The sequence below is a fragment of the Salinadaptatus halalkaliphilus genome, from assembly GCF_006543045.1.
GTDB classification, from domain to species: Archaea; Halobacteriota; Halobacteria; order Halobacteriales; family Natrialbaceae; genus Salinadaptatus; species Salinadaptatus halalkaliphilus.
Genome location: NZ_RBZW01000018.1, coordinates 40,800 through 54,653 on the forward strand (window position 1 = coordinate 40,800; position 13,854 = coordinate 54,653).

The 13,854-nt window shown below is 62.8% G+C and carries 16 protein-coding genes; 7 read left to right on the forward strand and 9 right to left on the reverse strand.

All coding sequences use genetic code 11. The features are described 5' to 3' along the window. Positions 1 to 13 precede the first annotated feature (13 nt). Entirely contained in the window at positions 14 to 1,069 is a 1,056-nt protein-coding gene (locus D8Y22_RS06725) for a DNA-methyltransferase (RefSeq protein ID WP_141463946.1), read from the reverse strand. 173 nt (positions 1,070 to 1,242) lie between these two features. Next, positions 1,243 to 1,791 (reverse strand): hypothetical protein, encoded by a 549-nt coding sequence (locus D8Y22_RS06730; RefSeq protein ID WP_141463947.1) that lies wholly within the window; start codon positions 1,789 to 1,791, stop codon positions 1,243 to 1,245. 234 nt (positions 1,792 to 2,025) lie between these two features. On the opposite strand from D8Y22_RS06730, the gene D8Y22_RS06735 reads away from it, so the two are divergent. Then, positions 2,026 to 2,679, forward strand: a complete 654-nt coding sequence (locus tag D8Y22_RS06735) for a hypothetical protein (protein ID WP_141463948.1) — start codon at positions 2,026 to 2,028, stop codon at positions 2,677 to 2,679. Positions 2,680 to 2,682: 3 nt separating this feature from the next. On the opposite strand, the gene D8Y22_RS06740 is transcribed toward D8Y22_RS06735, so the two are convergent. Next, positions 2,683 to 3,270 (reverse strand): NADPH-dependent FMN reductase, encoded by a 588-nt coding sequence (locus tag D8Y22_RS06740; RefSeq protein WP_141463949.1) that lies wholly within the window; start codon positions 3,268 to 3,270, stop codon positions 2,683 to 2,685. Positions 3,271 to 3,340: 70 nt separating this feature from the next. Next, on the reverse strand, positions 3,341 to 4,264 hold the full coding sequence (locus D8Y22_RS06745) for an HhH-GPD family protein (RefSeq protein ID WP_141463950.1): 924 nt from the start codon (positions 4,262 to 4,264) through the stop codon (positions 3,341 to 3,343). A 176-nt stretch (positions 4,265 to 4,440) separates the two neighbouring features. Here D8Y22_RS06745 and D8Y22_RS06750 point away from each other — a divergent pair, with 176 nt between their 5' ends. Further along, positions 4,441 to 5,292 (forward strand): triphosphoribosyl-dephospho-CoA synthase, encoded by an 852-nt coding sequence (locus D8Y22_RS06750; protein WP_141463951.1) that lies wholly within the window; start codon positions 4,441 to 4,443, stop codon positions 5,290 to 5,292. Continuing rightward, the gene (locus D8Y22_RS06755; protein WP_141463952.1) at positions 5,289 to 5,894 is read left to right on the forward strand and encodes a DUF447 domain-containing protein; all 606 of its coding nucleotides are present in this window, start codon (positions 5,289 to 5,291) and stop codon (positions 5,892 to 5,894) included. The genes D8Y22_RS06750 and D8Y22_RS06755 overlap by 4 nt, the downstream gene beginning before the upstream one ends. 113 nt (positions 5,895 to 6,007) lie before the next feature. Here D8Y22_RS06755 and D8Y22_RS06760 read toward each other — a convergent pair whose 3' ends face one another. After that, positions 6,008 to 7,021 carry a hypothetical protein gene (locus tag D8Y22_RS06760; protein ID WP_141463953.1) on the reverse strand — a complete coding sequence of 338 codons (1,014 nt, stop codon included), beginning with the start codon at positions 7,019 to 7,021 and terminating at the stop codon, positions 6,008 to 6,010. Positions 7,022 to 7,225: 204 nt separating this feature from the next. Here D8Y22_RS06760 and D8Y22_RS06765 point away from each other — a divergent pair, with 204 nt between their 5' ends. After that, the gene (locus tag D8Y22_RS06765) at positions 7,226 to 7,417 is read left to right on the forward strand and encodes a 30S ribosomal protein S17e (RefSeq protein WP_006184283.1); all 192 of its coding nucleotides are present in this window, start codon (positions 7,226 to 7,228) and stop codon (positions 7,415 to 7,417) included. 113 nt (positions 7,418 to 7,530) lie between these two features. On the opposite strand, the gene D8Y22_RS06770 is transcribed toward D8Y22_RS06765, so the two are convergent. Further along, complete coding sequence (locus D8Y22_RS06770; protein WP_141463954.1) at positions 7,531 to 7,788, reverse strand: DHHC zinc finger domain-containing protein; 258 nt, start codon at positions 7,786 to 7,788, stop codon at positions 7,531 to 7,533. A gap of 191 nt (positions 7,789 to 7,979) precedes the next feature. Here D8Y22_RS06770 and asd point away from each other — a divergent pair, with 191 nt between their 5' ends. After that, positions 7,980 to 9,014 carry an aspartate-semialdehyde dehydrogenase gene (asd, locus tag D8Y22_RS06775; RefSeq protein ID WP_141463955.1) on the forward strand — a complete coding sequence of 345 codons (1,035 nt, stop codon included), beginning with the start codon at positions 7,980 to 7,982 and terminating at the stop codon, positions 9,012 to 9,014. Positions 9,015 to 9,116: 102 nt separating this feature from the next. Further along, positions 9,117 to 9,299: a hypothetical protein gene (locus D8Y22_RS06780; protein WP_141463956.1), complete on the forward strand. Its 183-nt coding sequence runs from the start codon at positions 9,117 to 9,119 to the stop codon at positions 9,297 to 9,299. Here D8Y22_RS06780 and D8Y22_RS06785 read toward each other — a convergent pair whose 3' ends face one another. After that, positions 9,300 to 9,728 (reverse strand): universal stress protein, encoded by a 429-nt coding sequence (locus D8Y22_RS06785; RefSeq protein WP_141463957.1) that lies wholly within the window; start codon positions 9,726 to 9,728, stop codon positions 9,300 to 9,302. A 259-nt stretch (positions 9,729 to 9,987) separates the two neighbouring features. Then, positions 9,988 to 10,983: a D-2-hydroxyacid dehydrogenase gene (locus tag D8Y22_RS06790; RefSeq protein WP_141463958.1), complete on the reverse strand. Its 996-nt coding sequence runs from the start codon at positions 10,981 to 10,983 to the stop codon at positions 9,988 to 9,990. Between the two features lie 188 nt (positions 10,984 to 11,171). Here D8Y22_RS06790 and D8Y22_RS06795 point away from each other — a divergent pair, with 188 nt between their 5' ends. Continuing rightward, entirely contained in the window at positions 11,172 to 12,563 is a 1,392-nt protein-coding gene (locus tag D8Y22_RS06795) for an NAD(P)/FAD-dependent oxidoreductase (protein ID WP_141463959.1), read from the forward strand. 423 nt (positions 12,564 to 12,986) lie between these two features. Here the strand turns inward: D8Y22_RS06795 and D8Y22_RS06800 are convergent, their stop codons facing one another. After that, positions 12,987 to 13,676, reverse strand: a complete 690-nt coding sequence (locus tag D8Y22_RS06800) for a YqjF family protein (RefSeq protein ID WP_141463960.1) — start codon at positions 13,674 to 13,676, stop codon at positions 12,987 to 12,989. Between the last annotated feature and the right edge of the window lie 178 nt (positions 13,677 to 13,854).

The window sequence follows — 13,854 nt, forward strand, 5'->3', positions numbered from 1 at the left end:
GAGTCGACGGCTACTACTCGCCCGCGAGCGGTTCGTGCTCGAGGCGGTAGCCGTCCGCAGACTCCGTGACGGAACTGACCTCGCGCAGGCGAATCTCCCGTTCCATCTTCGTCATGACGGGCGTCTCGTAGTGAGTCGCCTCGTATCCGAGTGTCTCGCCGTCCTCGCGGCGTTGGGCGACGAACTCGCGGTGGCGCTCGAGCCGAGCGTCGCCGATCGATCGCGAGAGCGCCGGGACCGCTGCGACGCGCTCGTCGAACACCTCGAGAAACGCTTCTTCGAGTTCGTAGCCGACGGAGTCCCGTCCGGCACACATCGCCGCCAGCGACGTTGTTCCCGTCCCCCAGAATGGATCCAGCACCGTATCGCCGTAGACCGAGTACATACAGATGAGCCGGTAGGGAATCTCGAGCGGGTAGGCAGCCGATCGCTCTCGGAGGTCGTCGGTGTCGTCGTACGCCAGCTCCTGTAGTTCGCCCTTGACATCGGTCCAGACGTCCGAAAACCAGGTGTTGCGCTCCTCCCAGAAGTACGCCGCCTCGTACCGACGATCCGCGCGCGGTTCGAACGACCGCCGATCCGACCCCTTCCGAAAAACGAGGATGTACTCGTGCTCGAGCGTGACGTAGGCGTTCGGCGGCAACGTCCCGCTGCCCATGAACTTGGCGGCGCTGTTGGTCGGCTTTCGCCAGAGGACATCCGGGAGGGGATCGAAGCCCCGGGATTCGAACGATTCCGTCACGCGTGCATGGTTTGGGTACACGCGAAAACTGCCGTCGACCGATCGGGTCGCATCCCCGACGTTGAGACAGACGATTCCGCCGTCGACGAGCACGCGCTCGAGTTCGTCCCAGACGCGATCGAGTTGGGCGTGCATCGCTTCGAAGGCGGCCGCACCGTCACCCGCCTCGAGTGCGTCGCCGATAGCCGGATCGAGTTCGGTGAAGAGGTCGTCCCACATCTCGATCATCGGATACGGCGGCGACGTAACGACCAAGTCGACGGCGTCGTCGTCGATAGCCCCGAGCTCGCGAGCGTCATCGACGACGACGCGGTGGGTCGTCTCCATTGCATGCACACTGTCGGCGTTGCCCCCTTAGCTTCTTCGTCAGCGATGACTACTCGGCACTGATACGGATTGGTGTCGCGTTTTCCCGGTGATCGCTCGAACGGATTCAGTGATCACCGGTAAAGAACGACACCAGTCCGTATGAATGCCTTCCAAGAAAATGCGACGTGCGATTACTCTTCGGTTTCGTCTTCGTCGGCGGTCTCAACCTCAGCTTCGTCCGGCTCGTCGTCGGTCGATTCGTCGCCAACGTCGGATTCGGTCGCCGGCTCGAACTCCTCGATCGGCTCCCACTCCTCGTCTTCGCCGCCGAGCAATCGACGACCGACGAGGGCGGCGCCAGCGATCACCCCGAGCGCGAGCACCAGACGGGGAAGCCGACTCCCCGACTGGTCGTCGTCGGGTTGCTCGTCGATCAGATCCGTCTCCGCCGCCTGTTCGGTCGCTTTCTCGTTGATGTCCTCGATGATGTCGGGCTCCTCGACGTCCTCGAGCGACGGCGTCTCGGCGTCGCTGGACTGTTGGCCCGCCAGAAATCCAAGCGCCGCACCGAGTCCAAACACCGCCCCAGCAAGTGGCAGTTGTCGCCGCTTCGACGATCCCTCGGCTTCGTCGACCGCCTCGAGGATCGAGTCACGCATCGGCGACTCGAGTCCTCTCTCCACCGCTTCCTTGACGACGAGTTCGGACAGCGTCTTGTCCTGTTGGTCCGTTTCGGGCATAATCCGCCACGATGGCAGCGCCGTATATAGTTCTGTTCACCGTTCCGACTGCCACCAGCTGCTGGGCCCCGAGTAGGCAACACTTTCCGCCGTCGGATCGCCGCACTGGCCCCCCTCGAGAGCAGTCTGCAACCGGATAAACGTCGTGTTAACGAAGTATAAAGTCAGTATCGGCGTGCATTCACGGTGGAGAAAGGGTTGCATAACGAAACCACCTGTCTCCAAAGCCAGGGTATGAGCGTTATTCGCCAGCCCGGCATGTTAGGCCGAACGACGCGGCGTCGCCTCGTGGGCGTGACGGCGGCGTTGACGGCCGCAGCGATCGAGACGCTCGCAGTCGGGCTCTGGTTCTGGCTCATGGTCGACGCTCGCACGACGTCGACGGCACTCGTTGGACTCGGCATTCTCTTCTGTGGAGCAGTCCTTCGAACCGGCGTGTTCGGCGTGACGATCAGCGACGTGAGCGATCTCATCCAGCCACGGCGTCTCGGCGCCGCACTCGCGTTGACGGGCGGCTGGATCGTCTGGCTCTTTCTCGCCGAGGTGATCGGCGGTATCCGCGGCATCGTGATCGCGACCCTCGTTCTCGTCGGCCTCTTGACCGGTCAACTGGCCCTCGAGCGACGTGCATTCCACCTTCGGCCAGGACTGTTCACCGCACATCCGGTGTTATCACTACTGGTACCGGCAGCGCTGCTCGGTCTCGGCGCATCGGCCTTGCTCGCCGCGACGTGGCTCGTCGACTGGGCGATCGTTTCCCCACCGCTATCGCTCGAGATCACCACGGTCGTCATCCGAATCGAGGCCATCCAGATCGGCCTGCTGCTGTTTGGCTGCTGTGCGTTTTTGGCCCATCAACGGCGACTCCAGCGGTTTCTCGATCGGTGATCGCTACTTGCCTTCGGCGCCGACGTTCTGATCGCTCTCGAAGGAATCCGGATCTGGCTCGATCGTCGCGTACTGGACGGCTCGACGGCCGAGTGTTACGGCTCGCTTCTCGAGATCCGGGTCGGCCAGTGTCCCGTCCTCGACGGCCGAGTGAGCGTTCGGAATCGCGACCTGGTGAGGAATCACCCACGCGTTCAACGCCCGACACACCGATCGCATGTGCTCGAGTGCCGGCACCGGGAACGAGCCACCCGAGACGGCGAGCAGTCCGACGGTCGTCTCCTCGAATTCGTCGAACCCGCAGTAATCGAGGGCGGTCTTCAACGGCGAGGAGTACGAGCCGTGATACATCGGCGATCCGAGCACGACCGTATCGGCCTCGCGCATCCGTGCGGCCAGTTCCTCGGCGTCGCCGGCCGCCGACCGATCCCGGTCCGCGTCGAACATCGGCAACTCGTATGCCCGGAGATCGACCAGTTCCGTACTAGCGCCGACCGTTTCTGCGGCCGCGAGGACACGTTCGAGCGCGACTCGCGTCGTACTGCTATCCCGAAGACTCCCACAAAGCGCAACGACGTGAACGTCAGCCATAGCGATAGTAAGCGGTCGACCGTCAAATACCCTGGCAGAAGGCGACGCCGTCCGAGTGAGAGACGGCGCCTTAGCGGTGCAAGCGTGCGACCGTCTCGTTCGCTCGCCGTTCGACCTCGACGAGTTCGTCGTCTTCGAGGTCGGCGAGTAACCCCTCGAGCCACTCGCGACCGGTCTCGCCGTCCGGGGCGTAATCGACCCGAATGCGGTGACCGAGCGTATCGATCTCGAGTTCGTCGTACGCCTGCAAGGTGGCGATCACACGGCCCCGGAACTGTCGGCGGCTCCCCTCGAAGCTCGGCTGGGTTGGCACGTCAGGGGCGGTAAAGTCGCCGCTCTGGTAGGCGCTACACCACTCGCGCCAGGGACAGCCGGCCGCCTCGCAGTTTGGCGTTTGCTCACAGGCGACACCACCCAGTTCCATGATCGCGTTGTTCCAGACGCGGGAACGTCCCGCGGGCATGAGTTCGTTTGCCGCCGCCTCGAACGTCGAATCGTCGTCCGGAACGTCGAACGCGCGATAGCAGACCCGTTTGACGTTCGTGTCGACGACCGCGTTGCCCTCGTTGAACGCGAAGCTCGCGACCGCGTTCGCGGTGTAGGGACCAACCCCCATCAGCGCCTCGAGTTCGTCGGGCGTCTCGGGAAACTCGCCGTCGTACTCGTCTTCGACCTGCCGGGCGGCCTCGTGGAGGTACTTCGCCCGGTTGTTGTACCCCAGACTGTGGTCGGTCCAAAAGCCCACGACGTCCGCGCGGTCGGCCGCGGCGAGGGCTCCGGTCGTCGGCCACCGATCGAGAAAGTCCTGCCAGGCCTCCACGACGCGATCGAGTTGGGTCTGCTGGCTCATCACTTCGCTGACGAGGATCTCGTAAGGATCCTCGGTTCGTCGCCAGGGGTAGTCGCGATGGTCGGCCTCGTACCACTCGATCAACGCCTCGCGAACGCCCTCGAGATCGTCGGGGCGCGTCCAGTCCCCATCCTCGACACTCATCGGCGGGGGTTAGGAGAGCGAACGGTTAGGCGTGATGGTCCAGCTTCGAAGACGGCCCCGGTGTGCAAACGGTCGGTTCGACCAAGTTACCACTCGATCGAACCCCCGTATTGCGATCGAGCGAATAGTGGCTCGGAACCGACCGTATCAAGCCGCAGGCGCTCGACTGTTCACGTATGTACACGCCAGCCCAGAACGCCCGCCTGGCACTGCTGCTCGAGGTCGCGGGCACGCCCAAACCGGGCAACGTCGACCGAACGCGGGATCTGCCAGACCTGCACTTCGAGCACTTCCTCGCGGGTGCCGTCGGCGCACAGTCCGGTCTCGAGATGGCCGCAGACGGCGCCGCGGTCGGTTCGGCGTTCGAGCGAGCGATCGACGGGATGGCGACCCAACGCGGCGACAACACGCAGTTCGGCGCGCTGCTCTTGCTCGTTCCACTCGTCCGCGCTTCTCGGTCGGAGCTCTCGCCAGCCGTCGCCGAGTCCGTCGTCGAAGAGACGACCGTCGCCGACGCGGCCGGGTTCTATCGCGCGTTCGATCACGTCGACGTCTTCGTCGACGATCCGCCGGCATCGATGGACGACCTCGACGTTCGCCGCGGCAGCGACGCCGTCCCCGCGCTCTTCGAACGCGGGTTGACCCTCTACGACGTGATGGACCACAGCGTTCCCGGCGACGACGTCGCCCGCGAGTGGGTCACCGGCTTCGACCGCTCGTTTCTGGCAGCCCACCGCCTCGCGAACGCGGACGGTCCCGCTACCGATCGCGCCGCGTCGGTCTTTCTCTCCGTGCTCGCCGAGCGTCCCGACACCCTCGTCGCGAACCGCCACGGCGAGACCGTCGCTCGCGAGGTCACCGACCGCGCCGCCGAACTGCACGACAGTAACGCTCTCGGGACCGATCCCGACGCCGTCGAACGCTTCGCCGACGAGCTCGTCGAGCGCGGCGTCAACCCGGGAACGACGGCAGATATCGTCGCCGCCGGACTCTTCATCGCCCTCGAGCACGAGACACTCGAGCTATGAGCGACGACGCCGCGCCGACGGGCGACCGAGAAGCCGATGACGACGAGTGGCCCGTCTCGTTGTCGGGTGTGACCGAAACCGTCGTCACGACCCGCGGTCCGAACGACCGCTGGAACGTCGCCGTCCTCGGCCTGTTCGCCGACGAGCCGGTGACGGCGACGACGTGGGGGGCCACTCGAACCAAACGTAACTTCCACCGACAGGGTGGCGGCTACGTCCAGTTCGTCGACGATCCAGTCGTCTTCGCCGACGCCGCCCTCTCGATCGTCGAACGCGACGACCCCGTCCTCGAGGCGGCAGCCGCCTGGGCACGCGTTGTCGTCGAACCCATAGACAGCGGCACCGACGACGGCACCGAGTGGGAACAGTGGACGCTCGAGCCCGTCGAGGCCGCCGTCGAACGAACGACGGTCCCGACGATCGATCGCGGCTTCGGGGCCGTCATCGAAGCGACCGTCGCAGCCTCGCGCCTCGGGGTCGGTGGCTACGACGACTCCAAGCTTCGAGCGCGCCTCGAGTGGTGTGCATCGATCGTCGATCGTGCCGGTAGCTCGCGTGAACGGGAGGCCTTAGAGCGCGTTCGGACCCACGCTTCGTGGTAATTGCGGAGTTCGATTCGATCGATACCGGCTGCGTAGACGGACGCCTGTGGACCAGTGGCGGTGGAACCCCAACCGTCGGTAGCCTCGCCGCCACAGAGCGACACCAGTCCGCATCAGTCGTCGGCCGGATCGCTGCCGGGATCGGTCGGCGTGTCGGGGGTCTCGGGTTCGGACGGTTCGTCGACGAGCGATTCGTCGGCGTCGGCCTTCTCGAGGACCTCACCGAACCGATCGGACCGGTCCGCGATCCACTCCATCGTCTCGCTATCGGGTTCCTCGTCGCGCTGTTCGATCAGGAACGTCGTGACGACGACCGTCTTGACCCAGGGTTTGACGACGCCGGTGTGGACGATAGCGACCATCCCGCCCACGAGTAGCCACGAGACGAGCTCGAGCGACGTCGGGAGGAAATCGAGCGCGACGGCAAGCGGCGCCAGCAGCGCCAAGAGGACGAACGACAGGACGTACATCCCGATGACGATGAGCAGCGTCGAGCCAAGCACCGTCTTCCAGGTCTTGCCGTACAGAACCAGTCCGTCCCGGGCGGATCGCCAGCGGTTGTCGTTGCGATCGACGAACATGTAGGCGATGATCGCGTTGTCGAGATACCGAACCGCGAGCCCGATCGACTTCTGGGCGACCGCGATTAGCGTCTGTAGTTGGGGTGGGATCGGCAACGGAATCATGTCCTGAATTCGGGCGACAGCCCGATTGAACTGTTTGAGAACGGCATCGACGACCATACTGACCGTCCACAGCGCAGTCGCCTCGACGAAGTACTCCTTGACCTGTCTCATCCCGTAGCTGATCTGATTGTCCGGCACCTCACCCTCCTCGACGATATGTGCGATAACGGCGACGTGGCCGGTTTTGATCATATACAGGAAGTGCTTTTGGATCAGTCGCCAGACGAGCGCAAACGAGACGAGCCCGACCAGCATGACACCGCCGACGATGAGGAGGCTCCACCCGCCCCCACCGACGAAGAACCGATACCCGAGCCAGCCGACGAGACTCAGGTAAATCACGCCGAGTATGCCAAACACCACCCCGATCGCGAGCTGTAAGAGGACGTACGGCAACGTCTGTCTGTAGACACTCGTCGCCTCTCTGAAATGTAGCACCATGCGCATATATGCTCTGTTTCTAATACTTAAAATATTAGTTTGTCTGTCGAATTATACTCTCCGGGCTGATCAAAGGCACTCGCGACACGCTATCGAGAACGCACACCCAGGCCCGAGACGATCGCTCGAGCGCTCGAGATAGAGACGCATCACGAACAGCGCCAACAAGAAAGGGATTAAGAGCCTCTAGACGAACGTTCCGGTATGGCAATCAAACCGGCCTACGTCAAAAAGACCGGGAACCTCCTCCTGGAACGGTACCCGGAGGCATTCACGACCGACTTCGAACAGAACAAAGAAAGCGTCACGAAGCTCACGAACGTCGAATCGAAAGGCGTTCGCAACCGAATCGCTGGCTACGTGACCCGGAAGAAAGGCGCCGAAGTTCCTGCGTAATCGTTCGTCGCGTTCTCGAGAACCGCACACTGCGTACGTCTCCGTACCGGAGTTGATCGTCACTCGTGAGTCGATCGTCCATACAGCGTCGCCAGTGGGCCGAACCGATTGGCTTACCGATCGAAACCGGGTTCCATGAACGCTGCCATGATGAACGCCCCGATCGCGAAAAACACCGCGAACATGAAGCCGACGATGCCCGTGATGATCGTCAACTCCGTTCCGATAACTGGCAGCGTCGACCCCTGGTAGCCCGTCCAGAGGGAGACGACACCGATGACGACCAACAGCACTGCTCCGATCGTCGAGACGATACTGAACGTCGAGTCGAACAGGCCGAGCCCGTCGGAACTGGTAGCCGACGTCGTCATCGATCCCACCCCTGTCGGTCGGTAGCCGGTCGTCGTGATGTCCGCACTGCCTCTCGATCGTAATGCATTGGTAGCTAGGTTAGACTCCGTTTTCTTAATCTCTTCTATACTGGTGCAGACCGACTCGCTGACTCGCGGTCCGTCGAGGAAAACCCAAACCGTTTTGCGGACACACCTCCGAGTGGCGGAAAATGGCAGTACGAGCAGGCATTCTCGGCGCAACTGGTGCCGTCGGACAACGACTCATTCAGCTTCTCGAGCCCCACCCGGCGTTCGAGATCGCTGCACTGACAGCGAGCGAAGCGAGTGCGGGCAAAGACTATCGACAGGCCGCTAAATGGCGCGTCGACAGTCCGATCCCCGACGATGTCGCCGATATGACCGTCACCGCGACTGATCCCGACGAGGTGCCGGACGATGTCGACCTCATCTTCTCGTCGCTCCCCTCGAGCGTCGGGGCCGAGGTCGAACCCGGCTTCTGTGAGGACGGCTACGTCGTCTCGTCGAACTCCTCGAACGGCCGCATGGACGACGATATCCCGCTGGTGATTCCGGAAGTCAACGCCGACCACCTCGATCTGATAGAGGTCCAACGCGACGAGCGCGGCTGGGACGGCGCGATGGTCAAGAATCCTAACTGCTCGACGATTACCTTCGTCCCCACGCTGGCAGCCCTCGCGGAGTACGGCCTCGAAAAGGTCCACGTCGCGACGCTGCAGGCCGTCTCCGGTGCCGGCTACGACGGCGTCTCCTCGATGGAGATCATCGACAACGCCATCCCCTACATCGGCAGCGAGGAGGACAAACTCGAGACCGAATCCCGAAAGCTCCTCGGCGAGTTCGACGGTGCCGAACTATCACACAACAGCGTGGATGTCTCGGCCTCGTGTAACCGCATCCCGACCATCGACGGCCACCTCGAGAACGTCTGGGTCGAAACTGCAGACGAGGTGACGCCCGAAGCGGCGATGGCGGCGATGGAAGACTACGACTCGCTCGACCTGCGTTCGTCCCCCGATCCGCTGATTCACGTCTTCGACCAGCCGGATCGGCCACAGCCGCGGATGGACCGAACGCTCGGCGACGGCATGGCTATCGCCGCAGGCGGACTCCAGCAGTCGCCGTTTGGACTCCAGTACAACTGCCTCGCGCACAACACGATCCGCGGTGCCGCTGGCGCGAGCGTTCTCAATGGCGAACTCCTCCTCGAGAACGGATACCTGTAACGGTCGTATTCGACGGCCAACAACCGAATACTAGCCGATTTCTCGATCGACCCCATCGTGTGTTGGCATCGGGTACAAACCTGATCGATTCTAACGGCGGGTATGCTCCCGGTCATCTCCGATCCGGAATCGCTGACCGCTCCCGACGCCACAGCCGGCGATACCACCGGCGATTCGTCCACCCGATACGACGCCGCCGACGTGCTCGCCGATCAGTATCGCCAGGCGATCGTCCGGTATCTCGAACGCCAACTTCGCGAGGAAGCGACGACGGAAGAACGGTAGTCAGGACTGCTGTGGGAGCGCGACGACCGGAATCGAGGCTTTCTTCACCATCTTTCGGGCGATGTCGCCGGTGAGCAACTCGGCGAGTCGATTCCCCTTACGCGGCGTGAACGCGACGACATCGGCGTTTCGATTCTCGGCCTCCGAAAAGATCCGATCGACGACATCGGTACCATAGATCGTCGCCGTCTCGACGGTTGCAAGGGAGTCCGACAGGGCCTCGGTTGCCCGTTCGTACATCTTCTCGGCGTAGTCCTCGCGCTGTGCCATCGGCGCTTTGTCGATTCCGCCACCGGCCTTCTCGATGACGTTGACGATCACGACCGTACTCGAGTCGTCGAGATACGGCTCGAGTGCACCGGCCGTCCGCTCGCTGTCGTCGGGATCCGCAACCGGGACGAGCACTGTCCCCTCGAGCGTCAGCGTCATCGATCCACCTCACGGGCCGGCATAGACTGGAGCACTCGCTCGAGCGGTCCAACTCCCTCCCGTGTCGACTCGCGATGTCGACGTGTAACTCGTCGTTCCATATCCACCGTTTGGCTGCAACGGTGAAAAAGGTACAGTCAAGCGACGGCTTTGCCAACCGACCGCCCTGTAGCGACGCGGCTCGCACGCAACGCTGTCGGTCGCTTTCGACACCCGAAACGAACTTCGTTTCACCGAGAGATCGTTACAGCAAACCGTATCAGGGTACGACCTGGTTCTCGAGTGTCGCACCCGGTCCGTCCTCGTCGTATCGGCGAACGTTCTCCGCGACGATGTCGGCGAGGCGCTCGTAATACTCGGGCGTGTGTCCGGAGTTGTGGGGTGTGATCTGGACGTTGTCGAATCCCCACAGCGGATGGTCTTCGGGGAGGGGCTCGGGATCGGTCACGTCGAGCGAGGCCCCGCGGATATCCTGTCGTCGGAGCGCATCGACGAGCGCGTCCGTCTCGACGACGGGCCCGCGGGCCACGTTGACCACCACCGCGTTCGGATCGAGCGTCGTCAACGCCTCCCGGTCGACGAGACCACGCGTCGTCTCCGTCAGCGGACACGCCAGTACCAGATAGTCGGTTCGAGCGAACGCCTCCTGGACGGCTGCCGCCTCGAAACCGATCACCTCGTCGGTCGGCCCGCCCTTTTCGGGCGTGTATCGGATGCCGATCGTCTCCACACCGAAGGGCTCGAGGCGCTCGGTCACCGCCTGACCGATCGCCCCGAGCCCGACCACGGTGACGGTCGATCCCTGGAGTTCGTGGGTCTGATAATGGCGCCACTCGCGGCGTCGCTGTCGCCGATCACCGACGTGAAACAGCCGGGTAAATCGCAAGATTGCCCCGAGGACGTGCTCGGCGATGTTCGGTCCGTGAACACCGGACGCGTTCGTCACCCGTACATTCCGCTCTGCGAGCACCGCCAGCGGAAGGTGATCCGTGCCGGCGAATCCACACGCGAACACGTCGAGCGCATCGGCAGCCTCGAGTAACGATTCCTCGAGGGCCATGCCGGTTACGAACGGCGCCGCTTGGATCGCCTCGTGTTCGGCAGCCGGCGTCGACGCAAGCTCGACCGTCCGCTCGGGCAGGCGCTTTCGAAGTGCCTGGACGTACTGTTCGATCGGTATGCCGTGGGTATCGCTCCGGAGTACGAGCACGTTGGTCTGTTCCGAATCACTCGGCCCACCAGGGTCGTCTGTCATGTACAGCATTCGTTCGTGCCAGTGGAAAAACGTTCGTTCCGCGGTGAGGCCGTCGGTTTACGGGTCCTTTCTAACGGTTTCGTCGATCGCGTTGCGTCGGTTACCGTCCAACAGTACCCGTATCGTGACCGTCTGCGTAGATTGGAAATGCACGTAGTTTAATACGGGCCATTGACTCCAACTGGAACATGGAACGCGTTGACGTCGCGATCGTCGGTGGTGGCCCCGCGGGCGCCTCCGCAGCCGAGCGGGCCAGCGCCCACGGCGCCGAGACGGTCCTCTTCGAGCAGGGAGTCCCTCGCGAGGACCGCGAGGATATCGGCCCCGACTCGACCGACGCCGCCGGAATGCTCGATTACTGGATCGACATCATGGACTTCGACTACCGCGAGATTCCCGACGACATCATCCACCGGGAACTCGCCGGCACTGAATTCATCGGTCCGAACACCGCCGTGGAGTTGACGACGACCGGAATGGACGCTAGCTACCCCCACTTCGGCTATACGTTCCACCGCGCACGTATGGACGACTGGCTCCACGAACGCGCCACCGACGCCGGCGCGGATCTGCGGGTCGGCACCAGCGTCACCGACCTCGAGACCGACCTTCGTGCCTCGAGTCCCAACGGACCGACACACACGCTGACGCTCTCGAGCGGCGAGCAACTCGAGGCCCAGTACGTCGTCCTCGCCGACGGCCCACAGCGACGGGTTACGCTCGATGCCCTCGACCAATTCACGCCGCCTGGCCGAAGCGTTTCGGACTACCTCTCGCCGCCGAACGCAAACCACATCGCCTACCAGGAGTACCGCGAGTTTCCCGACGAACTGTTCGCCGAGTTCGAAGACCGACTCAAGTTCTGGTGGGGGTACATGCCCGGTGAAACTGCCTACCCGTGGGTCTTCCCCAACGACGGCACAGTCGCCCGCGTCGGGCTGACGATGCCGATCGGCATGGAACTCGCAGATGTCGACACCCCCGGCTCCTACAAGTTGCTCGAGCCCGCGGACGACCAACTGCCGTCCGGCTCCGAGTATATCTCCCGCCTGCTCGAACTCGAGTACGGCGACGAGTACGACATCGAGGAGGACATCCCCATCGTCGAGGGCCGGGGCAAATCGAAGGGGACCGAAACCTATCCGATCTCTTCGACGCGACCGATCGACTCGCCCGTCGGCGCCAACATCGCCGTCGCCGGCGGCGCGATGGGTACCACCTCCGCGTTTCACGAAGGCGGCTACCACGTCGCCGTCCGTAGCGGAAAGATCGCCGGCCGACTCGCCGCGACGGACTCCCTCGAGAACTACAACGAGATCTGGAAGCGTGCGATCGGTGACGAGATCCTCCGCAACATCTCGTTTGCGGATATCGTCGAAGAGTACAAACCCGACGACTGGGACTGGGCCTTCGATGTCGTCGCGGACATGCAAGGTGATAGCACCGAGAACGCCTTGATCTCAAATCGCTACTCCGCCGGCCTCGACGCCATGAAGATCCTTGCAGCCTACAAAAAACGAAAATATATGTATCGCGACGGCAAGTATGTCCAACTGGCCGAAGACGATTACCTCTACTGACGGTTGTGCCCCAGACCGCAACAGTTCTGCTTCTACACCACCCGACTCGGGTGACACCCACGTCATTGCTCCTGAGCCGCGTTCGACCACGATCCTACACCCAGACAACCCGACTGCAAGAGTTAAACCTGCCACGTGACTAGTACCACTGCGTGCCTTTAGTCCCCGTCCGAGTGTACCCATTCGGGTGCGATGACAGTACGGCGAACCCGGGCACGCAACAGGTTCCGGGAACCACCGAGCGTTCCCCACCCGGCACGAGGGTTAGCCAGCCGACGCGGCATGCCGCCACGGGATGAGGCTGGACGTTAGTGTTCCGGGTGACATTTCGGGTGAACGAATAGTTCGACGGACGGTCGATACGCTACTGGCCTCTCGAGTCCGAACTGAACTCGTCTCTCGGGTCGTTGATTGGTTTGGCCGTTACAGACGCTTACTCCGTGAGGCGACCACGTCGAGGCCCGGACTGTAGTAGTACACCGGTTCGGCGTCTGGCTTCGCGAAGCCGTGTGCCGAAACGACCGTGTTCGTCGTAATCTCGGCAGTAGCTGGGTACAGCGTCCAGGGGTCGTGGTCGACATCCGTGTATCGAATCGATCCGTTCTGGGCCTGCGTATAGAACCGATAGCGCTCGACGAGAAACGTCCCGAAAGGATCGTCGGGTGCCGAGAACGGCTCACCTGTCGGCCAGTACCGTCCCTCGTAGTGGGCCGGTCGTGCTCCGGGATGGCAACGGCGGCTGCTGAACTGTACCCGACCGTCTACCCACTCCAACGTGATACGCGCATAGTAGTATGGGAGATGGTGAAACAGACGAGCACCGAGGACACTCGAGAGCCCCTGTGCGTCGAGACTGAAAAAATAGACGCTGGGAACGCCGTCGTGAGTGACGTACGTTCTGATGTTGAGTTCGGGTAACCGAACTCCGAGTAATTCGGGAACTCCCTTCGGTCGAACCGCGACGTTCGTGAACGGAACGATCGAGAGCCACGCCGACCCGTCGTAGACATCAGGCTCGAGATCGGCGGGAAGGTGTGTATCCATCACGGCTGGATCGACTGGCCAGTTCTCGAACAACAGCTGTCGCCAGCCCATCTCCAACGGGGCGACCATACGAATGGGTAGGTGTTTGTCTACCAATAGTTTTCCGTCCGTTCTGCACCCGTGTGTGAGGACACCTCCCATACCAGTCAGTATGAAAAAAGCCCCACAGCGGATGCTGTGAGGCTTAGAAATGAAGTATGAGTGGATGGCGGCGAACCAGGTTTCCCAGAGGGTCTCCCACTCCAGT